Origin of the sequence: Enterobacter hormaechei ATCC 49162, assembly GCF_001875655.1 — a bacterium.
Lineage (GTDB): Bacteria > Pseudomonadota > Gammaproteobacteria > Enterobacterales > Enterobacteriaceae > Enterobacter > Enterobacter hormaechei.
On the sequence record NZ_MKEQ01000001.1, the window covers coordinates 1,742,385 to 1,763,782 of the forward strand.

Genomic DNA, 21,398 nt, shown 5'->3' on the forward strand with positions numbered 1-21,398 from the left:
TTGAGCGAGGTTGTGAGATACGGGATTAATGACCCGGGAATGGCACCAGGCTGTAGCTGGTAATACCCTGTTTTTCCAGGCGCTGCTCGCCGCCGAGATCGAACAGGTTGATGATGAATGCCGCGTCGGTCACTTCCCCGCCCAGACGACGGATCAGCTTCACGGTCGCTTCGATAGTGCCGCCAGTTGCCAGCAGATCATCCACCACAAGCACTTTGTCGCCTGGCTTGATGGCATCAACGTGAATTTCCAGCTGATCGGTGCCGTATTCCAGCTCATAGCTCTCCGCAATGGTTTCACGCGGCAGTTTGCGCGGTTTACGCACCGGCACAAAACCCACGCCCATCGCCAGCGCAACCGGTGCGCCAAACAGGAAGCCACGGGCTTCGGTACCTACTACTTTGGTGATCCCGGCGTTTTTATAACGCTCGACCAGCAGTTCAATGCTGAGCGCGTACGCTTTCGGGTCTTCCAGCAAGCTGGTGACATCGCGGAAAAGAATGCCAGGTTTTGGATAGTCCTGGATACTTTTGATGCTATTTTTCAGATATTCAAGCTGCTGTGCAGTTGCGGTCATCGGTTTGTGCCTAAATGAAACAGTGTTACTCACGGCGCGCGACGAGTCGGTCAAAGTAACAGTTGTTTAACCTTTGACCAGGCGCACCTGTGCTCGAAAACGGTCGAATTTACTGGCTGTGCGCCATAATTGCAACCGCCATGATGAGGCTTCAGTGCTTTTGTTGCTTTTCATCAACCACGGGGATCCGCCACATAAAGATCAGCAGGCAGGCCAGGATCGCCAGCAGCAGAATACGCACCCACATCATTTTCACCAGCCATAACGAGACGGCAAAGGTGATCAGGATGAAGGCAATGGCGCGCGGCTTGGCTCCGGGCGGCATGGCACGGTGTTTTTGCCAGTGTCGCAGGTAGCCGCCAAACCACGAGCGGTACAGAAGCCAGTGGTGAAAACGCGGCGATGAGCGGGCGAAACACCAGGCCGCCAGCAGGATAAACGGGGTGGTCGGCAGCAAGGGCAATACAATGCCCAGCGTACCCAACACTACCGCGAGCCAGCCAATGATGATTAAAATAGTACGCTGCATAATGCGAATCGTTATCAAACTGAACGGCTACTTTACCACTGGAGAGCGCATTGAAAACAGCACTGCTTCTTGAGAAGCTGCAAAATCAGCTGATCGCTCTGCGGGCGCAGGCCACACCGCTGATGGGACATGCCACGCTGAAACCGCGCTTTGACCGGCAGCTTTTCCGCACCCGCAGCACCGTTATTCAGGATTACCTTGCTGAGATGCAGACCCACCTCGACGAGCTTCGCCACGCGGTTGAGAGTGAACAGCAGGAACAGGTGGCGTGGCTTGCGGCGCATCTTACCGAGCAGATCACCGCCCTGCACCGGGAAATCGCCACCTGGCCGCTACGGGCGTGGGACAGCGCCTCGCCTGGACTCGGAAAATGGCAGCGTAAGCGGCTGGAGAACCAGGAGTTTGAGCGCCGTCTGTTTGAGATGAAGCGCGAGCGCGAAGCCCGCCTGAACAATAGCGAAACGCTGGAAGAGCAGCAGTTATTAATGCGTGAAATCAGCGCGCTGGAAGGCCGCATCGTCCGCTGCCGTCAGGCGCTGGATGAGATAGAACGCGTCATTGAACGCCTGACCCGTTAACAGGAGCCACACTGATGTCACTGGAAAATGCCCCCGACGAGGTCAAGCTGGCCGTCGATTTAATTATGTTGCTGGAGAATCACGCGATCCCGGCGGAGACGGTGCTGAAGGCGCTGGAGATTGTGCGGCGGGATTTTGAGGGGAAACTTCCCCCTCACCCTGCCCTCTCCCCTGAGGGGAGAGGGTAATAGTTCAGGCGGGAGTAGGGTCATCCCCCTTAATCTCGCGCTTCACTTCCGTATGCTCATCGCCTTTCTCATTGCGCAGGTGCACTTCAAGCTGGTTGAAGGCGATATTAATGTTGTTTTCACGACACAGACGGTCAATGGTGCGGTTCAGCTCATCGACGGTGTAGCTGCGATCGCGCAGTTCGCGTACGTACAGGCGCAGCTCATGATCCAGCGTGCTTGGCCCGAAGGTGGTGAAGAACACGTCAGGTGCAGGATCGTGCATCACTTTAGGATGTGATTTCGCGGCTTCCAGCAGAACCTCTTTCACTTTATCCAGATCTGATCCGTAGGCCACCCCGAGTCGGATCACCACACGGGTGGTGGTATCCGAGAGCGACCAGTTGATCAGGCGCTCGGTCACAAACGCTTTGTTCGGGATGATCACCTCTTTACGATCGAAGTCGGTAATGGTGGTCGCACGAATACGGATCTTACTGACGGTCCCGGAGAAGGTGCCGATAGTGACGGTATCACCGATACGCACCGGACGTTCGAACAGGATAATCAGGCCAGAGACAAAGTTACCGAAGATCTCCTGCAAGCCGAAGCCCAGACCTACCGACAAGGCCGCCGCCAGCCACTGAAGTTTATCCCACGAGACGCCCAGCGAACCGAATACCGTCATCGCCCCGACAATAATAATGACGTAGTTCAGGATGGTGGTAATAGCATACGACGCCCCCTGGCGCAGGTTCAGCCTTGAGAGCACCAGCACTTCCAGCAGACCCGGCAGGTTGCGGATCAACGCCCAGGCCACCACTGACGACACCAGCGCAAAGAGCAGGCTGCCCATGGTGACGCTTTTCATTACCGCAGCGCCCGCTTCGGTACCGTTGTATTGCCAGAGGGTGATACTGTCGAGGTAGGCGAAGACGGTGATTAAATCAGACCAGATGGCCCAGAACATCACCGCAAACAGCGCGATCATCACCAGCATGGTGATACGCATCGTTTGCTGGTTAACCTGCTCCAGGGCAATGGTCGGCTCTTCCTGCGGCTCTGCCCCTTCAGCCCCCTCTTTCACCTGATGCTGCCGACGGGCAACAGCACGACGATACGCAATGCGGCGCGCCGCCACGCTCAAACCACGCAGCACGGTCTGGAACAGCAGGTTCCACACAATCACCAGATAAACCGTTTCGATCCAGCGGCCTGACAGACGAAGCGTGGTATAGAAGTAACCCGTCGCGGTCAGCACCATCAGCGCCAGCGGAATGATCGCCAGCACCGTTACGGTAACCAGACGAAGATTGTGAGACTCTTTATCCCGCCAGCTGTCGCGGCACATTGGCCACATCAGGACGGCAATCAGCAGCAGGTTGAGCATAATCACCAGCTGCCCCAGCACGTCATCCATCAGATGCAGCGGCGAAAGCTCGGCCACAACAGACCAGAAGTGCAGCGGTAGCAGCGCGAGGCTGATGCGCACAATCTGGCGACGCCAGTGGCTGGTGAGTTTTTCCGGCATGTTGAAGTGGCGGACGGCGACGCCATCTTTTTCCAGCACTTTCCAGCACAGGCCAAACACCAGCCAGAACAGCGCCAGCTTCTTGCTAAACGCCCACAGCAGATCGCTGATATTCAGCTGCATGGTCAGCAGGATCAGGCCCACGGCGAGTATCAACAGGCAGACCGGCAGAGCACGGATCAGGTCGATCAGGATAGCTTTCGGGGTGTGCAGCTGGCTGTCGTTACGCAGTTGCCCCACTTCCGAGGCCAGCTTCGCCTGGTACTGTTTCAGCCATTTCAAACGCCAGCGAATCAACCCGGCAATCAATAACAGCGGTAATCCGGCCAGGAAGGCAATCATCACCGCAGGCCAGGCTTTCTCCCAGTTCACGGTAATTTTCATGCTTTTGATCTGGGATTTCAGCGTTTCCGGGAAAGATTTAAACCAGTCCCAGTCCATGGGTTTGTTGCTGTTCACCCAGAAAATCTGCTGGGTCAGGATCTCCTGGAGGCTTTTTGAAACGCTCACCAGCTGCTGCTGGTTGATTTGCAGGTTAATCGCCATCATCAGCTGATTGCCCAGCTGCTTGTTAAGCTGATCGAGCAGTTCGCGGCGCATGTCCACGACCTGTAACAGCGCGTCGTGAACTTCTGCGTTCACTTCACTTGAATGGCCCTCTTCCACTTTGGCAACGAAGGTATCACTCTGGAACAGCGCATCGCGCTGCTGGTTGACGTCAAACTGTTCAAGTCGCAGATCCGCAATGCGGTTGGTCATATCTTCCAGCTCGTCGGCGGACGGCAGCGTCTGCTGTTGCTGGTAGAGAATGCGCGACAGCAGCAGGCTGCCCTTCAGGACGGCAATCTGCTCTTTGACGTTACGCTCGGCCTGCAACGCGCGATCCAGCCAGTTTTTGACTTTGATATTTTGCTGCACCAGCGCGCTGCCGTTTTCCGTCGCCTGAATCAGACGCTCGCTCAACTGGTGGTTAATCTCCAGCTCCTGCTTCACCAACGGGTTGGCCTGAATACGCGCCGTTTCGTCTGGCGAGACCGCTTCCTGCGCCGTTTTTTCGGTCAGCGTCAGGCGCTTGCTGTTCACCGCTTCCTGCAACAGCTGAAGCTGATGCTCAAGCCGGTTGATATTCGCGGTCACGTAGTCACGCTGTTTTTGCAGCGCATCCTGTAGCACCGTGTTGCCTTCCAGACTCTTGCGCTGCTGTTCAATCTCCGCGTTCAGCAACGTCTGCTGGATATTCAGCAGCGTTTGCTGGGTGGGACGAAGCGCCCCTTCCCCCACGGTGATGCCATTCAGACGGTTACGTATCTGCTGAAGCTGTTGCGACGCGGAATACATGGCGTTCTGCACGCGCTCTGGCTGGGTTTGCAGCGAAACCAGCTGGCTGTTGTAGGTCGAGAGATCGGACTGCGCCGTTTGCAGATCGTCCAGCAACTGCGCCACGCGCGACTCAAGCTGGCGCAACGACAGCGTGGTAAGCGTTTTTCGGGTTTCATCGTCGTTATCGACGTCGCTGAGCGCATTCAGCGCCTCCGTAGCCTTACGCATGTTTTCCGGCGCCTGAGCCACCTTCTGTCGCAACTGGGCCGTTTCGGCTTTGATGCGATCGATCTTGTCCAGCGTTTCCAGGGTTTCCGTCAGATCCTGCTGAACGAGTTTCTCCTGGGCGGAGAGATCTTTCTGCTTATTCAGGGTGTCGAGTTGCGCCTGAACCTCAGCACGCGTGGGAGTGTCACTGCCGTTGTCTGCACGGGCATACGAAAGCGGTGCGGCTGCAAAGTAAAACAGCAGGATCAAGAAAACGGCCAGAACAGGATGTTGCGAGCGATTGGTGTGCAGCATAGTCTTGAATGTGATGTGAGAAATGACCGGAAATAGTCGGGCGTGAAGGATATCACGCCCGGATGAAGCAGAATAGCACGAAGGTAAGCGTCTACAATTTTTACCGGATCCGATCAGGCAGGGCGCGGGCTAAGTTTACTTTGCAGAGTCGGACAGAGCTGGCACATCTCGAGAAAAATTTCCACGTAGCTGCGCGCCTCTGACTTAAGATCGAACGACTCCGGGGCGAAAAGCCAGTTTTCCATCAGGCCGGAAATATAGCTGCGCATCAGGATCGCCGCCCGGCGGGTGAGTAATGTGGCGGGAAGCATTTTGGCCTGCATGCATTCTGTGAGCACCTGTTCGATGCGATCGTAGCTTTCCAGACAGAGGTCGCGCTGCGCCTGCTGAACCACCGCCATTTCGCCAACAAACTCACATTTATGGAAGATGATTTCCATCATCAGACGGCGACGCTCTTCAACAACTGTCGCTTCAAGGATATATACTAGAATTTCTCTTAACACTGAGAGTGGATCGTGAGGGAATTTTGCCCGATACTCACTCTCAAGATCGCTAATGCTGGACTCTGAAAGCTCCCAGATTTCACCAAACAGGTCGGACTTGTCTTTGAAATGCCAGTAAATCGCTCCCCGCGTGACGCCCGCGGCCTGAGCAATCTGTGCCAGCGAGGTTGCCGAAACACCCTGCTGTGAAAACAAACGCATCGCCACATCAAGAATGTGTTGTCGGGTTTCCAGCGCTTGTTGTTTGGTTTTTCGTGCCATACGTTGATGAATTTACAGGAGTCAGATTTACATACATTTATGAATGTATGTACCATAGCATGACGATAATATAAACGCAGCAATGGGTTTTTAGACTCAGGACCCTTGATCAATTTGAAATCGGACACTCGAGGTTTACATATGAACAAAAACAGAGGGTTAACGCCTCTGGCGGTCGTTCTGATGCTCTCAGGCAGCTTAGCGCTTACAGGATGTGACGACAAACAGGCTCAACAAGGAGCTCAGCAGGTGCCAGAAGTTGGCGTCGTGACGCTCAAATCCGAACCTCTCCAGATGACAACAGAACTACCGGGCCGCACCAGCGCCTACCGCATTGCGGAAGTGCGCCCTCAGGTAAGCGGTATCATCCTGAAACGTAACTTTACCGAGGGCGGTGATGTCAAAGCAGGTGAGTCTCTGTATCAGATTGATCCAGCAACCTATCAGGCGTCTTATGAGAGCGCGAAGGGCGATCTGGCGAAAGCCGAAGCAGCGGCCAAAATTTCGCAGCTGACGTTGAATCGTTACAAGAAACTGCTCGGCACGCAGTACATCAGCCAACAGGATTACGACACTGCCCTGGCCGATGCGCAGCAAGCTAACGCAGCCGTTGTGGCGGCAAAAGCGGCGGTAGAAACCGCGCGTATTAACCTGGCCTACACCAAAGTGACCTCCCCTATCAGCGGTCGCATTGGTAAATCTGCCGTCACCGAAGGTGCGCTGGTGCAGAACGGTCAAACTACCGCGCTGGCCACTGTGCAGCAGCTTGACCCGATCTACGTTGACGTCACCCAGTCCAGCAACGATTTCCTGCGTCTCAAACAGGAACTGGCCAGCGGTCAACTGAAACAGGAAAACGGTAAAGCCAAAGTGGAACTGGTTACCAACGACGGTATCAAGTTCTCACAGACCGGCACACTGGAATTTTCTGATGTGACCGTCGATCAGACCACCGGCTCTATCACCATCCGGGCGATTTTCCCGAATCCGGATAAAACCCTGCTGCCAGGTATGTTCGTACGCGCCCGTCTTGAAGAAGGGACTAACCCAAGCGCCATTCTGGTTCCGCAGCAAGGTGTGACCCGTACGCCACGTGGCGATGCGAGCGCGCTGGTTGTGGGTGCCGATAACAAAGTCGAAATGCGCAATATCACTGCAACGCAGGCGATTGGCGACAAGTGGCTGGTGACGCAAGGTCTGAAAGATGGCGATCGCGTAATTATTACTGGTTTGCAAAAAGTTCGTCCTGGTGCGCAGGTCAAAGCTCAGGAAGTGAAATCTGACGACAAACAACAAGCGTCGGCCGCTGGCCAGTCAGAACAAACCAAGTCTTAACTTAAACAGGAGCCGTTAAGACATGCCTAATTTCTTTATCGATCGCCCCATATTTGCGTGGGTGATCGCCATAATCATCATGCTGGCCGGGGGACTTGCGATCCTGAAGCTGCCTGTTGCGCAATATCCAACGATTGCGCCGCCGGCAGTGACGATCTCCGCAACCTACCCGGGCGCTGATGCCAAAACGGTGCAGGACACCGTTACGCAGGTTATCGAACAGAACATGAACGGTATCGATAACCTGATGTACATGTCCTCAAACAGTGACTCAACCGGTACGGTTCAGATCACCCTGACCTTTGAATCCGGTACGGATGCGGACATTGCGCAGGTTCAGGTGCAGAACAAATTGCAGCTGGCGATGCCCCTGCTGCCGCAGGAAGTGCAACAGCAGGGTGTGAGCGTCGAGAAATCGTCCAGTAGCTTCCTGATGGTTGTCGGCGTAATCAACACCAACGGCACCATGACGCAGGAGGATATTTCCGACTACGTGGGCGCCAACATGAAAGACGCCATCAGCCGTACGTCTGGTGTGGGTGACGTTCAGCTGTTCGGTTCCCAGTACGCGATGCGTATCTGGATGGATCCGAATAAACTGAACAACTTCCAGCTGACGCCGGTTGACGTGATTAACGCGATTAAAGCGCAGAACGCCCAGGTTGCCGCCGGTCAGTTGGGTGGTACGCCGCCGGTGAAAGGCCAGCAGCTTAACGCCTCTATCATCGCCCAAACGCGTCTGACCTCCGCCGATGAGTTCAGTAAAATTCTGCTGAAAGTGAATCAGGATGGTTCGCAGGTGCGCCTGCGTGACGTGGCGAAGGTTGAGTTGGGCGGTGAGAACTACGACGTAGTTGCGAAGTTCAACGGCAAACCGGCTTCCGGCCTGGGTATCAAACTGGCGACAGGCGCTAACGCCCTGGACACCGCGACGGCTATCCGTGCAGAGCTGAAGAAGATGGAACCGTTCTTCCCGTCAGGTCTGAAAATCGTTTATCCGTATGACACCACGCCATTCGTTAAAATTTCGATTCACGAAGTGGTAAAAACCCTGGTTGAGGCGATCATCCTCGTCTTCCTGGTCATGTACCTGTTCCTGCAAAACTTCCGCGCAACGCTGATCCCAACCATCGCCGTGCCGGTTGTACTGCTCGGGACCTTCGCGGTGCTGGCGATATTTGGCTACTCGATAAACACCCTGACAATGTTCGGGATGGTGCTCGCCATCGGCCTGCTGGTGGATGACGCCATCGTGGTGGTAGAGAACGTCGAGCGTGTCATGGCGGAAGAAGGCCTGCCGCCGAAGGAAGCAACCCGTAAATCAATGGGCCAGATCCAGGGCGCGCTGGTCGGTATCGCGATGGTACTGTCAGCGGTATTTATCCCGATGGCCTTCTTCGGCGGCTCTACCGGTGCGATTTACCGTCAGTTCTCCATCACCATCGTTTCGGCGATGGCCCTGTCGGTACTGGTTGCACTGATCCTGACGCCAGCCCTGTGCGCAACGATGCTGAAGCCGATTCAGAAAGGCGGCCACGGCGAGCACAAAGGGTTCTTCGGCTGGTTCAACCGCATGTTTGATAAGAGCACGCACCACTACACCGACAGCGTGGGTAACATCCTGCGCAGCACCGGTCGTTACCTGCTGCTCTATATCATCATCGTGGTAGGGATGGCTTTCCTGTTCGTTCGTCTGCCAAGCTCGTTCCTGCCCGATGAAGACCAGGGCGTGTTCCTGAGCATGGCTCAGCTTCCGGCCGGTGCGACGCAAGAGCGTACGCAGAAAGTGCTGGATGAGATGACCGACTACTTCCTGACCAAAGAGAAAGACAACGTTGAATCCGTGTTTGCGGTTAACGGCTTTGGCTTCGCGGGTCGTGGTCAGAACACCGGTATCGCCTTCGTTTCTCTGAAAGACTGGTCTGAACGTCCGGGCGCAGAGAACAAGGTAGAGGCGATTACTGGCCGTGCGATGGGCACCTTCTCGCAGATTAAAGATGCGATGGTCTTCGCCTTTAACCTGCCAGCGATTGTTGAACTGGGTACGGCGACCGGCTTCGACTTCCAGCTGATTGACCAGGGCGGTCTGGGCCATGAAAAACTGACTCAGGCGCGTAACCAGCTGTTTGGTGAGGTGGCAAAACACCCTGACCTGCTGGTGGGTGTACGTCCTAACGGCCTGGAAGATACGCCGCAGTACAAAATCGATATCGACCAGGAGAAAGCTCAGGCGCTGGGCGTGTCCATCAGCGACATCAATACCACGCTGGGCGCGGCCTGGGGCGGTAGCTACGTCAACGACTTCATCGACCGTGGTCGCGTGAAGAAAGTGTACGTGATGTCTGAAGCGCAATACCGCATGCTGCCGAACGATATCAACAACTGGTACGTTCGCGGCAGCAATGGCCAGATGGTGCCGTTCTCCGCCTTCTCAACCTCGCACTGGGAATACGGTTCGCCACGTCTGGAGCGTTATAACGGCTTGCCATCGATGGAAATCCTCGGTCAGGCGGCACCAGGCCGAAGCACCGGTGAAGCCATGAACCTGATGGAAGAACTGGCCAGCAAACTGCCTGCGGGTATCGGCTACGACTGGACCGGCATGTCCTATCAGGAACGTCTGTCCGGTAACCAGGCCCCTGCCCTGTACGCCATTTCACTGATTGTGGTGTTCCTGTGTCTGGCGGCATTGTATGAGAGCTGGTCGATTCCGTTCTCCGTAATGCTGGTGGTACCGCTGGGGGTTATCGGTGCGCTGCTTGCCGCAACGTTCCGTGGGCTGACCAACGACGTTTACTTCCAGGTAGGCCTGCTGACAACCATTGGCTTGTCGGCGAAGAACGCGATACTTATCGTTGAATTCGCCAAAGATCTGATGGAGAAAGAAGGCAAAGGACTTATCGAGGCGACGCTTGAAGCGGTGCGTATGCGTCTGCGTCCAATCCTGATGACGTCCCTGGCATTTATCCTGGGTGTTATGCCGCTGGTTATCAGCTCCGGTGCTGGCTCCGGCGCGCAGAACGCGGTGGGTACCGGTGTAATGGGTGGTATGGTCACGGCGACCGTTCTCGCCATCTTCTTTGTGCCGGTGTTCTTCGTGGTGGTTCGTCGCCGCTTCAGCCGTAAAAATGAAGATGTTGAGCACAATCACTCGGTAGAACATCACTGATACCGGTTTCACATGATAAAAAGGCCGCATTTGCGGCCTTTTTCATTTTCTGAAAATTCATAAAATAGACCTATTGTCATTCTATTTATTTTCTTCTTTTTAATAAGGCCTATCATAATAGGCTGATAACTTACACCAGGAACTTAGCCTTCTTTTATTCTCATTTCTCGGCGTAAATTATTCGGACTATTCCTAAGTAATGAAAAATATCTGAAGATATCTGATTTCGGACTTCACATGAAACTTTGCGCTAACTCAATGAATTTTAAGGAAGCGATAAAAAACGTCTTTTTTATTGATTAACGCGTTCGCTGCAAAAGGTACATTTGCGTAAAGGCTCGCACAGTAACGATTTAATTGTAATTTTTCGTAATAGCGCGGTGAAATCTTGATCAGAGTGGCTTATAGTTAGAGTTATCAGGAACACAGCTCCCGTGTGGCTTAACAAGTTGTATCCATCCCGACATGATGTTCGGTGAGTAAAAAATCACTCAGAAGGGGATGCGCTATGGACGAGTACTCGCCAAAAAGGCATGATATCGCGCAGTTGAAATTTCTCTGCGAATCCTTGTACCATGACTGCCTTGCCAATCTTGAAGAAAGTAATCATGGCTGGGTAAACGATCCAACGTCTGCTATCAATTTACAGCTCAACGAGCTGATTGAGCATATCGCTACCTTCGCACTTAATTATAAAATTAAGTACAATGAAGATAATAAGTTGATAGAGCAAATTGATGAATACCTGGACGACACCTTTATGTTGTTCAGCAGCTACGGCATTAACGCACAGGATTTGCAGAAATGGCGTAAATCAGGAAACCGTCTATTTCGCTGCTTCACGAATGTCAGCAGAGCAAACCCGGTTAGTCTTTCCTGTTAGAATTATTACAATTACTAAGGTGAATTTATGTCTGAAAAACCATTAACGAAAGTCGATTATTTGATGCGCCTGCGACGCTGCCAGTCAATTGACACCCTCGAACGTGTTATTGAGAAAAATAAATACGAGCTGTCTGATAATGAACTGGCGGTATTTTATTCAGCCGCTGACCATCGCCTTGCTGAACTGACCATGAATAAACTGTATGACAAGATCCCCTCTTCGGTATGGAAATTTGTCCGTTAATCATTGAAGAGAGGCTATAAAGGCACTACGCCCGTTGTTAAGCTGAATTTACCTTTCGTATTACGCTTCAAGTGCAAACGCCAGGTTCCCGTATAAAACGTATCTCTGCGCAAGAATGTTGTGATTTCCGTCACAGCCACTTTTAGGGAACGTTCCCTTTCCGGCTAATCCTCTTTACGCTACGTAAAACGATCCCAGAGAGGTTCCCATGAGTGAAGAAAAACAGAAGATGATTGCAGGTGAATATTACCGCCCTGGCGATGACACGCTGCGGGCTGACCGTTTACGCGCGCGTCATCTTATTCACCGCTATAACCATACCGCACCCGATGAGAAAGCCGAACGTCGCGCCGTGTTAGCTGAGCTGCTGGGCCAAAGCGAAGGTGCCTATATCGAGCCGAGCTTCCGCTGCGATTATGGCTATAACATCTATTTGGGCAAAAATTTTTACGCCAACTTCGACTGCGTAATGCTTGACGTCTGTCCTGTTCATATTGGTGATAACTGTATGCTCGCACCGGGTGTTCACATTTATACGGCCACGCATCCCCTGGATGCGACCGAACGTAACAGTGGGCTGGAGTACGGTAAACCGGTCACTATTGGAGATAACGTCTGGATCGGCGGACGCGCGGTGATTAATCCGGGCGTGACCATTGGCGATAATGTGGTGATTGCTTCCGGTGCGGTAGTGACCAAAGACGTCCCGGCCAATGCGGTCGTAGGCGGGAATCCGGCAAAAATCATAAAAATGCTCTAAGTGCATACTGAGTAACTGTTATGCTTTTTCCTGGCATAACTGTTACTTTCATCGCGTAAACCCCTCTCATAAAATAGGCCGATCACCTGTATTTTCAACAATCATAAAGGCAAAAAATGACAGAGATACAGCGCCTGCTTACCGCCACCATCGACGATCTCAATACCCGCGAAAAGCGCGACAATCGCCCGCGCTTTAGCATCAGCTTTATTCGCAAACACCCCGGTTTGTTCGTCGCCATGTACGCCGCCTGGCTGGCAACGCTTATCGTCATGCTGAGATCTGAAACGCTGGTCGATTCCGTCTGGCTGCTGGTTGTGCTGTTCGTGGTGTTTAACGCGTTTTTCTTTTTCGACGTCAATCCGCGTTACCGGTATGAAGATATCGACGTACTCGATTTCCGCGTGTGCTACAACGGGGAGTGGTACAACACGCGTTATGTGCCGCCTGAACTCATCGACAATATTATGCGCTCCCCCTCAGTCGAAACCGGGCTTAAAGAGAAGCTACAAAAAATGGTTTCGACCAAAGGCGAACTGTCGTTTTATGACGTTTTTACCCTCTCCCGCCCTGCCAGTAGCTGACAGGGCTGCACCAGGAAAAGGCGCTGAGCACGTGTTTAGCGCCTTTTTTTACGCCCCTGCACCGCCTTAAAACGCGGGTTAGATTTGCAAATCACGTACAGACGCCCTTTACGTTTAACGATCTGGCAATCCGGGTGACGCTGTTTTGCACTGCGCAATGAGTTAAGCACCTGCATGATTAGCCTCGCTTCGCATCAAGAAAGCCGCCAAAACGCTTGCGGAAGCGCGCCGCGCTGCCATCCGTCGAGAAGGTCTTCTGCTTCCCGGTGTAAAACGGATGTGATTTAGAGGAGACATCAAGGGTGACGTAGGGATACGTTTCTCCCTCAAGCTCAATTTCACGGTCTGTCTTAATCGTTGAGCCGACTTTAAAGTATTCATTCGCCGTGGTGTCATGAAACACAACGGTGCGATAGGTTGGATGGATATTCGGTTTCATCTCTGGCCTTCATGTATTGTTATAACATAACAAAATAATATCTGGGCTTTGCTGCAAAAACAACCCCTGTGACGCTCCGCCTGTTTTTGAAAGGTTTATTCAGATACCTGCCTGAGACTGTCGCATGCTATAACGATATCATTTAACGATAAAAAACCTTCTCCTCTGGCGCGGAATCTCCATGCCCCAGGCGGGCATAGGGAAAGGATAAAGCAGCATGCGAACCCGACATCTGGTCAACCTGGTAACAGGCGTATTGATCTTCTCAGTGCTGGTCCCTGTGTGCCTCAGTATCTGGCTGGCGCATCGTCAGGCAGAGGATAAATTTGTGGATGCACTGGACATCTTCGCGTCACGCGTCCTGGTACGCACCGACAGAGTCGTCTCCCAGGCAAAACAGGCGCTCACGCACATGCAAACATTCGATGCGCCCCCCTGTTCCCCCCTGCATTTACGCGAGATGCGTCGGGTCGCATTTTCGTGGCGCTATATCCAGGAAGTGATGTATATCGAGAGTACGAAGCCGCTCTGCTCTTCTCTGGAACAATCCAGTAATACGGCAACCTTACCCCCTCCTATGCGAATCACCGGGGATGGTTACCGCGCGTGGCTCACCTCGCAGAACGACCTTGGTATTCACCGCTATATGGTCGTTATGGGGAAAGGCCATTATCTGGTCATGATCGATCCGGCATCACTGGTGGATGTTGTTCCGTTCGGTGATATTTCGATGGACGCCGCGCTGGTGGGCAGTTCAACCCATCGTATATTCGCCCACAGCAATCCGCCCGATCCGCACATTCTTACCAGGGTGAGTGATAAGCAGGACATTTCAAGCCTCCAGTACAACGGCTCGATGTATATTTTTAAACCCGTACCCGAGCTTGGCTTTACGGTAATCGCCTGGGCGTCGTTGAAACCGCTGGCGGAATCCTGGCACCAACAGCTGATCATCTGGCTACCGGCTGGCATTCTGATAAGCCTGGTTGCTGCCCTTATTGTTCTGCGCATCCTCCGCCGGTTGTTATCCCCGCGTCACCGCCTGATCGACGCGATCAACAACCGGGAGATTGAGGTTCACTATCAGCCCATCGTGGCGCTGTGTAGTGGAAAACTGGTGGGTGCTGAAGCGCTGATGCGCTGGCCGCAGCCAGATGGCACTAACCTGTCGCCCGATCTCTTTGTTCCGCTGGCTGAGCAGACGGGGCTGATTTCAACGCTGACGCAACTGGTGGTGAATGAGGTGTTTGAGGATTTAGGCGCCTGGCTGCATCAGCATCCGGAAATGCACATCTCTGTCAATCTTGCGCCATCCGATTTAACGTCTCCCGAGCTGCCTCGCCTGCTGAGTCAATTGCTCAACAAATGGGAAGTTCACCCGCGCCAGATCGCCCTTGAATTAACCGAGCGCGGCTTTGCCGATCCCGCCGTCAGCGTGCCTGCCATCGCTGCGTTTCGCCGCGCCGGGCACGCTATCTACATCGATGATTTTGGTACGGGTTACTCCAGCCTGAGCTATTTGCAGGATCTGGATGTCGATACTCTGAAGATTGATAAATCCTTTGTGGACGCGCTGGAGTACAAGCACGTGACTCCCCACATCATCGAAATGGCCAAATCGCTTAAACTGGCGATGGTCGCTGAAGGCATTGAAACTGAAGGGCAGATTGAATGGTTGCATCGCCACGGCGTGCAGTACGGCCAGGGCTGGTATTTCAGCAAGGCGCTGCCTGAAGCGGATTTCATTCTCTGGGCCGGACACAACCTGGAGAAGCACATTACTTAAGGTACGATTTGATCACCTGCATCACGACCCCGAGATCGGCCTCGCGCTGCGCTTCCTCTGGCTCTTTCACCACGTGATCGGTTAAATGTCCCTCAATCACCTGCATCATCATGCCGTTTACCGCGCCCCTGATCGCCGCCAGCTGCTGTAACACCTCGGCGCATTCATGATCGCTGTTGAGCATTTTTTCCAGCGCAGTGCTCTGCCCCTGAATTTTCTTCAGGCGGGTCAATAACTTCTTTTTATCACGGACCGTGTGTGACATCGCTTAGCTCCTCTTTGGTGACGTAAAAAGCATATCACGCTCTACTCCCCCTGGGTATTTTTCTACTGGGGGGTAGTATTAACCTACTGGGGGGGAGTACTATTCCCGGCATGTTTTCCACCCCGGAATATTCAATGAACGATTTTTCTTCTCTTATTCAGCAGGGCAACGCCTGGCTGTTTGTCCCCAGCGCCATCCTGCTTGGCGCGCTCCACGGCCTTGAACCAGGTCATTCAAAAACAATGATGGCGGCTTTCATCGTGGCGATCCGCGGTACGCTGAAACAGGCGGTATTGCTTGGGCTGGCCGCAACGCTGTCTCATACGGCGGTCGTCTGGATCATTGCGATGGCGGGATTATGGTTTGGTCGGGGATGGGATGCACATACGTCTGAGCCATGGTTTCAGCTGATCTCCGGGGTTCTGATCGTGACGATCGCCCTGTGGATGGCGTGGCGGACCTGGCGGGAGAGCCAGCCGCATCACCACCATCATGATCATCATCATCATCACGACCACGCGCATCATCATGACCACTCGTCTCCTCTGGTTGAAGAGGAGTGGCAGGATGCCCACCAGCGCGCACACGCCCAGGACATTAACCGACGCTTCAAGGGTAGAGAGGTCACTACCGGGCAAATCGCGTTATTCGGCCTGACCGGTGGGCTTATCCCCTGTCCGGCCTCCATTACCGTGCTGCTGATCTGCCTGCAACTGAAACATTTTGCGCTCGGCGCCACGCTGGTGTTCAGCTTCAGTATCGGACTGGCGCTCACACTCGTTGCTTCTGGCGCAATTGCCGCATTAAGCATGAAACACGCGGCGAAGCGCTGGCCCGGCTTTAGCGCCTTTTCGCGCAAGGCGCCGTGGATCTCCGCGGCACTGATCGCGCTCGTCGGGATTTATATGGGCATTCACGGCGTAAGCGGGATCCTGGGATAAGCATTGCGGCCACAACAGTGGCCGCACGTTACCGCTCAGCCGTTCTGCTGCCAGCTAAACGTGTAGCGCAGCTGGCGGTTTTGCAGAATGAAGGCCGGGGCCACGCTCGGGCTCCATGAGTCGTCCCCCCCTACGCCCATGTGAAACGCGTCAAGATTTAGCCAGCAGCCAGCCTCTTCCCGCAGCAAATGCTGATGCGTTGTCTCATGCAGCTGCCGCTGGCTATAACGGCTCAGTGAGAAATGGAACTGTCCCTGCAACTGATGGGAGCCAAACGTCAGCTCGCGGGTGTCGCAGCGCAAACCGTTCTCCGTCGGGAAGATATACGGCGTATGCATCTCTTCCAGCGGTAACGCCCATCGCCCCTGCTGCGCCGCCAGTTTTCTGTCCGGATAGTTCTCCAGCGGACCCAGCCCCAGCCAGCGCACCGTTTCCGGGATATCCGCCAGCATAACGCTCAGGCCCACGCGAGCGGGCTCAGGAATATCAGACGCCACCGTCACCTGCACATCACCGTGCAGCACACCGTGGTCATCAATCCGCCAGACCTTGCAGCTGATAAACAGCGCTTTACCCTGATGCTCCCAGACGTGCTGCGTGGTCACCACCACCTCACGGGCATGCTGCTCCGCTTCACACTGGAGGAGGCGCGCGGACATCTCATACATCCCCGCCGCTTTCCAGCGCTCCCCCCACGCGTTCGGATCGATGCGGGTCGCCTCGCTGACGCCAATGTCATTGTCCAGCGGGGCGCGGGTAAAGTTATCCGTTAGCGGAGAAAGGAGCGTTTCAGCGCTCCCATTCCACCACTGGATCAGGTTGCCGGTGAGACGGCTAAACTGCCAGCGCTGCTGCTGATGAGTGATATCCAGCACCTCGTCCTGCACCGTTAGCTGCGGAGGGATCCCGCCTGCTTTCGGTGGCGCAAGGTACAGCGGAGCCGGGAGCGGCCACTGATCCCAGGCACAACGATGGCCGGGTGGCGACCACGGTGTGGCCTGCGGCTGAACAACCTCCACATTGAGCCAGACTTCGCCCGGCTCAGCGGCAAGTTCATGCAACGGGATCTCAACGCGCTGCGTCCCCTGGGGTGCCACAGAAAGGGCTATTTCGCCAGAGGCCAATACCGCACCGTCACGCGCCACCGACCATTGCAGATGCTCGTTATCAGTATGACGGAACAGATAATCGCTCTGGATCTCGACCACCAGCGGAGCAGTGCTCACCAGCGTAAAGGTAAAGAACTGCTGGGCACGCTGTGCCTCGTAAAGGGCGGGGTGCGGAGTACGATCGGGAAACACCAGCCCGTTGAGGCAGAACTGACGATCGTTAGGCGTATCGCCAAAATCGCCGCCGTAGGCCCAGAATGCCGTGCCGTCTTCCGCTTTTTTCGTCAGCGCCTGATCGACCCAGTCCCAGACAAACCCGCCTTGCAACCGGGGATGGCTACGGAATGCCTGCCAGTAGCTGGCAAAGCCGCCAAAGCTGTTGCCCATCGCGTGGGCATACTCGCACAGGATCAGCGGACGGGTTTCGTCCGGCATGCCGATCCACTTTTTAATCGACCACTTTGGCACCGCCGGGAACGGCTGATCCTGATCGACGCGGGCATACATCGGGCAGACAATATCGGTTGCCGCCGTGCTGGCGCCGCCGCCTTCGTACTGCACCGGCCGCGTGGGATCGGTGGTTTTCAGCCAGCGGTACAGCGCATCGTGGTTCGCCCCATGACCAGACTCATTCCCCAGGGACCAGATGATAATTGACGGATGATTCCGGTCCCGCTGCACCATACGCGTTACGCGTTCGCTCATGGCAGGCAGCCAGCGCGGATCGTCCGCCAGGCGGCTCATCGGCACCATGCCATGGGTTTCAATATTCGCCTCATCGACCACGTACAGGCCGTAGCGATCGCAAAGCGTGTACCACAGAGGATGGTTCGGATAATGCGAGCAGCGCACGGCGTTGAAGTTATGCTGCTTCATCAGTTCAATGTCGCGGCGCATGGTCGCCTCATCCATCACCTGCCCCTTCTCAGGATGATGTTCATGACGGTTCACGCCGCGGATCAACAGCGGTTTGCCGTTAAGCTTCAGCAGACCGTTGCTGATGTCGACGCGTCTGAAGCCAACATCGCAGGCTTCAGTCTCCAGCACGTTGCCCTGCACATCCCGAAGCGACAGGGTCAGCCGATAGCATTCCGGTGTTTCAGCGCTCCACAGCGCGGGATTGTTCACGGGCATCGCCACCGTGAGCCGCTCCGCCCAACGGCCACGTTCATCCACAATGGCCGATCCGGGTTGTTGCGTGGTTCGCGCACAGGCTTCGCCGTTACGCCACAGGGTAAACGCCACCTCGCATTCGGCGTAGCGTGATCCTTCCAGCGCAACGTCAACCCTGAGTACCGCCCGATCGCATTCGGCATTCAGATCGGTCACGATCTGATAATCCGCAATCCGCGTTTCCGGCTTGTGCAACAGCGAGACGTCACGAAAAATGCCGCTCATCCGCCACATGTCCTGATCTTCCAGGTAACTTCCGTCGCACCAGCGTAACACCATCACCGCCAGGCGGTTCTGCCCCGGTCGCAGCACGGCGCTGAGGTCGAACTCAGCGGGCAGACGGCTGTCCTGCGAATAGCCCATCCACTGGCCGTTACACCACAGATGAAAAGCTGAATTCACCCCGTCAAAAATAATGCGGGTTTGCCCGCCGCTCAGCCAGGCATCATCCATCTCAAATGTGAGCGAGTAACAACCGGTTGGGTTTTCAGCCGGAACATACGGCGGGTTCACATTTATCGGATAGGTGACGTTGGTATAAATGGGGATATCAAATCCTTCCCTCTGCCAGTTCGATGGCACAGGCATCTCAACGGCATCCGCCAGATCGTCCGTGACCCATGCCTCGGGAACCTGCTCTGGCGCCGGGAAAAAGCTGAATCGCCAGACACCGTTCAACAAGCGCCTGCTCAGAGAAGGCTTATCCTCCCGGGCAACGGTTTCATCGCGCCAGCTATGAAACGGCGCGTGCGCGGCCAGACGGTTCCACTGCGTTACGCCGGGGTTTTCCCAGTCACGACGGGCCAGAAGTGCGCTGAGGGTCAGCGGCAATGTAGAAGACATATCAACCTCTTTGCGAAGCGCTCACAATTTTAATCAACATGCCCTGGTAAACGGTGGCGGTAAAGACTTTGATCGTCACCAGGCGAGGCCGATCACAAAAGCGTTAGCGGCGCGCCAGTTTCTCCGCCAGCAGCGCCAGCGTTCTTAGCTGTTGCGCCAGATCTTCACGATCGGCCTGCTGTGCGGCGCGCGGCGCGGTGGAATGACGAACGATCAAGGTAACGGGAAGTTGTTCTTGCCGGCGTTCCTCATGATGGGCAGGCGCCATGAGCCACTCCACGCTGCGTTCACCGGCCTCGCGGAACGCCTGCCGAACGGTGGTCAGCGGGGGCGAAAACCACGCGCTGTCTGCCGTATCATCAAATCCGACAACCGAGATCTGACCCGGCACGGCAACGCCTTTTTCAGCACAGGCGCGTATCACGCCGAGCGCCATCTGATCGTTAGCGACGAGGATCGCCTCTGGCAGTTCTGCCCCCGCTAAAAGCTGATGCCCTTTCTCATAGCCCGAGGCCGCGCTCCAGTCCCCCTGAACGACGGCAAACGCCTCCACGCCAGCCTCAGCCAGCGTGGTTTTCCATCCCGCCAGACGCGCCCGGGCAGAGACAGAACTTTCCGGCCCGGCGAGCAGCGCAATTCGCTGGTGCCCCAGCGAAAGCAGATGCTCCGCCCCCAGGCCTGCGCCCTGTTCGGCATTGAAAACGAGGCTATTAACCCGGGCGGAGGGGGAAACATCGAGAAAAAGAACCGGGATCGGCGAGGCCATTTCCTGAAGCATTTCTGCCTGCGTATCTTCCAGCGGAACGTTCACCAGCAGCGCCTCTACGCGCTGCGCCAGTAACTCCTGCAAGGCAGCCTGCCACTGCGCGGGCTGCTCCACCATAGAGATGAGCACGCTTGCCCCCCGCTCCCCTGCCCGGGATTTTACAGCTGAAGCGATTTGCGACGGCGCATGCAGCGCCAGATCGCTGGTCATCAGCCCCAGCGTGCGGGTGCGTTTCCCGGCCAGCTGCTGCGCGCCACGGTTAGGCACATAGTGTAGCGCCGCCATGGCCTGCCGGACCTTTTCCCGCGTGCGGGCAGAAACGTGTTCCGCGTCGTTAATCACCCGGGAAACGGTCTGATAAGAAACGCCCGCCACGCGGGCAACGTCATAAAGAGTGATCGCTTTCATACATTCTGGCGTCGCAAAAAGAGAGGTCACTATTCTGACACAGTTACGCCATCATAGCCTGTGAGCGCTTCGCAAAATTAAACAACCTGCTCCGGCTGCGATGCGTTTTGCACGCGCGGCCTCTGGCGAAACCACGGCAAACAGAGCTGGATCAGCGGGCCGATGGTTAATGCATACAGCACGGTTCCAACGCCAAACGCTCCTCCGAGGAGGTAGCCGACGATCAACACGGTCACCTCGATCGCGGTACGCACGCTGCGGATCGACCAGCCCAGCCGGGCGTGGATACCGGTCATCAGGCCGTCGCGCGGGCCTGCGCCAAAGCCCGCGCCGATATACATCCCGGTGGCAAGGGCGTTAACCACAATGCCGGAAACCAGCAGGATAATGCGCACGGGCAGCGAGGTCAGTTCCGGGATCAGCGCCATTGACGCATCTGCCGCCAGACCGATACAAATCACATTACTGATAGTCCCCAGCCCCGGCAGCTGACGCAGCGGGATCCACAGCAGCAGCACCGCGGCGCCGGTTAAAATAATCACCGTGCCGATGCTCATTCCGGTCTGGATGGCGATGCCAAGATGAAACACATCCCACGGGTCGACACCCAGGTCCGAACGAATAAACATCGCGGTTGAAAGCCCGTACAGGCCTAAACCGACATAAAGTTGTACCAGACGACGTACCATTTTCTTTTCTC

Annotated in this window: 20 protein-coding genes; 10 read left to right on the forward strand and 10 right to left on the reverse strand. The window is 55.2% G+C overall.

The window, feature by feature from the left end:
• Positions 1-25: 25 nt before the first annotated feature.
• Both apt and BH712_RS08850 read right to left on the reverse strand, forming a co-directional pair.
• Positions 26-577 carry an adenine phosphoribosyltransferase gene (gene apt, locus BH712_RS08845; RefSeq protein WP_000127359.1) on the reverse strand — a complete coding sequence of 184 codons (552 nt, stop codon included), beginning with the start codon at positions 575-577 and terminating at the stop codon, positions 26-28.
• 151 nt (positions 578-728) lie between these two features.
• The gene (locus BH712_RS08850) at positions 729-1,106 is read right to left on the reverse strand and encodes a DUF454 family protein (protein ID WP_001189855.1); all 378 of its coding nucleotides are present in this window, start codon (positions 1,104-1,106) and stop codon (positions 729-731) included.
• A 50-nt stretch (positions 1,107-1,156) separates the two neighbouring features.
• On the opposite strand from BH712_RS08850, the gene priC reads away from it, so the two are divergent.
• Positions 1,157-1,684 (forward strand): primosomal replication protein N'', encoded by a 528-nt coding sequence (priC, locus tag BH712_RS08855; protein WP_006809844.1) that lies wholly within the window; start codon positions 1,157-1,159, stop codon positions 1,682-1,684.
• A gap of 14 nt (positions 1,685-1,698) precedes the next feature.
• The gene (gene rsmS, locus BH712_RS08860; RefSeq protein WP_006809845.1) at positions 1,699-1,872 is read left to right on the forward strand and encodes a pleiotropic regulatory protein RsmS; all 174 of its coding nucleotides are present in this window, start codon (positions 1,699-1,701) and stop codon (positions 1,870-1,872) included.
• Positions 1,873-1,876: 4 nt separating this feature from the next.
• On the opposite strand, the gene mscK is transcribed toward rsmS, so the two are convergent.
• A complete protein-coding gene (mscK, locus tag BH712_RS08865; protein ID WP_006809846.1) occupies positions 1,877-5,224 on the reverse strand; it encodes a mechanosensitive channel MscK in 3,348 nt (1,115 codons plus the stop codon).
• A gap of 113 nt (positions 5,225-5,337) precedes the next feature.
• On the reverse strand, positions 5,338-5,991 hold the full coding sequence (acrR, locus tag BH712_RS08870; RefSeq protein WP_006809847.1) for a multidrug efflux transporter transcriptional repressor AcrR: 654 nt from the start codon (positions 5,989-5,991) through the stop codon (positions 5,338-5,340).
• A 141-nt stretch (positions 5,992-6,132) separates the two neighbouring features.
• Here acrR and acrA point away from each other — a divergent pair, with 141 nt between their 5' ends.
• From acrA to BH712_RS08900, 6 genes are all read left to right on the forward strand, one after another.
• Positions 6,133-7,326 (forward strand): multidrug efflux RND transporter periplasmic adaptor subunit AcrA, encoded by a 1,194-nt coding sequence (acrA, locus tag BH712_RS08875; RefSeq protein ID WP_006809848.1) that lies wholly within the window; start codon positions 6,133-6,135, stop codon positions 7,324-7,326.
• A gap of 22 nt (positions 7,327-7,348) precedes the next feature.
• Positions 7,349-10,495 carry a multidrug efflux RND transporter permease subunit AcrB gene (gene acrB / locus BH712_RS08880; protein ID WP_006809849.1) on the forward strand — a complete coding sequence of 1,049 codons (3,147 nt, stop codon included), beginning with the start codon at positions 7,349-7,351 and terminating at the stop codon, positions 10,493-10,495.
• Between the two features lie 508 nt (positions 10,496-11,003).
• Positions 11,004-11,378: an Hha toxicity modulator TomB gene (gene tomB / locus BH712_RS08885; protein WP_006809850.1), complete on the forward strand. Its 375-nt coding sequence runs from the start codon at positions 11,004-11,006 to the stop codon at positions 11,376-11,378.
• 27 nt (positions 11,379-11,405) lie between these two features.
• Positions 11,406-11,624 (forward strand): HHA domain-containing protein, encoded by a 219-nt coding sequence (locus BH712_RS08890; RefSeq protein WP_001291436.1) that lies wholly within the window; start codon positions 11,406-11,408, stop codon positions 11,622-11,624.
• A gap of 208 nt (positions 11,625-11,832) precedes the next feature.
• Positions 11,833-12,384: a maltose O-acetyltransferase gene (gene maa / locus BH712_RS08895; RefSeq protein ID WP_006809851.1), complete on the forward strand. Its 552-nt coding sequence runs from the start codon at positions 11,833-11,835 to the stop codon at positions 12,382-12,384.
• 116 nt (positions 12,385-12,500) lie between these two features.
• Positions 12,501-12,968: a YlaC family protein gene (locus BH712_RS08900; protein WP_006809852.1), complete on the forward strand. Its 468-nt coding sequence runs from the start codon at positions 12,501-12,503 to the stop codon at positions 12,966-12,968.
• A 35-nt stretch (positions 12,969-13,003) separates the two neighbouring features.
• On the opposite strand, the gene ykgO is transcribed toward BH712_RS08900, so the two are convergent.
• Together ykgO and BH712_RS08910 are read right to left on the reverse strand one after the other, a co-directional pair.
• The gene (gene ykgO / locus BH712_RS08905) at positions 13,004-13,144 is read right to left on the reverse strand and encodes a type B 50S ribosomal protein L36 (RefSeq protein ID WP_003859006.1); all 141 of its coding nucleotides are present in this window, start codon (positions 13,142-13,144) and stop codon (positions 13,004-13,006) included.
• A gap of 2 nt (positions 13,145-13,146) precedes the next feature.
• A complete protein-coding gene (locus BH712_RS08910) occupies positions 13,147-13,407 on the reverse strand; it encodes a type B 50S ribosomal protein L31 (RefSeq protein ID WP_006809853.1) in 261 nt (86 codons plus the stop codon).
• A 217-nt stretch (positions 13,408-13,624) separates the two neighbouring features.
• Here BH712_RS08910 and BH712_RS08915 point away from each other — a divergent pair, with 217 nt between their 5' ends.
• Positions 13,625-15,193, forward strand: a complete 1,569-nt coding sequence (locus BH712_RS08915; RefSeq protein ID WP_006809854.1) for an EAL domain-containing protein — start codon at positions 13,625-13,627, stop codon at positions 15,191-15,193.
• Here the strand turns inward: BH712_RS08915 and BH712_RS08920 are convergent.
• A complete protein-coding gene (locus tag BH712_RS08920) occupies positions 15,186-15,458 on the reverse strand; it encodes a metal-sensing transcriptional repressor (protein ID WP_006809855.1) in 273 nt (90 codons plus the stop codon). The two genes, BH712_RS08915 and BH712_RS08920, sit on opposite strands and share 8 nt — an antisense overlap.
• A gap of 134 nt (positions 15,459-15,592) precedes the next feature.
• On the opposite strand from BH712_RS08920, the gene BH712_RS08925 reads away from it, so the two are divergent.
• The gene (locus BH712_RS08925) at positions 15,593-16,399 is read left to right on the forward strand and encodes a nickel/cobalt efflux protein RcnA (protein WP_032673625.1); all 807 of its coding nucleotides are present in this window, start codon (positions 15,593-15,595) and stop codon (positions 16,397-16,399) included.
• 35 nt (positions 16,400-16,434) lie between these two features.
• Here BH712_RS08925 and BH712_RS08930 read toward each other — a convergent pair whose 3' ends face one another.
• The 3 genes from BH712_RS08930 to yczE form a co-directional block, all read right to left on the reverse strand.
• Entirely contained in the window at positions 16,435-19,524 is a 3,090-nt protein-coding gene (locus BH712_RS08930; protein ID WP_006809857.1) for a beta-galactosidase, read from the reverse strand.
• A gap of 103 nt (positions 19,525-19,627) precedes the next feature.
• Positions 19,628-20,698 carry a LacI family DNA-binding transcriptional regulator gene (locus tag BH712_RS08935; RefSeq protein ID WP_006809858.1) on the reverse strand — a complete coding sequence of 357 codons (1,071 nt, stop codon included), beginning with the start codon at positions 20,696-20,698 and terminating at the stop codon, positions 19,628-19,630.
• A 77-nt stretch (positions 20,699-20,775) separates the two neighbouring features.
• Positions 20,776-21,387, reverse strand: a complete 612-nt coding sequence (gene yczE, locus BH712_RS08940; protein WP_006809859.1) for a membrane protein YczE — start codon at positions 21,385-21,387, stop codon at positions 20,776-20,778.
• Positions 21,388-21,398 lie beyond the last annotated feature (11 nt).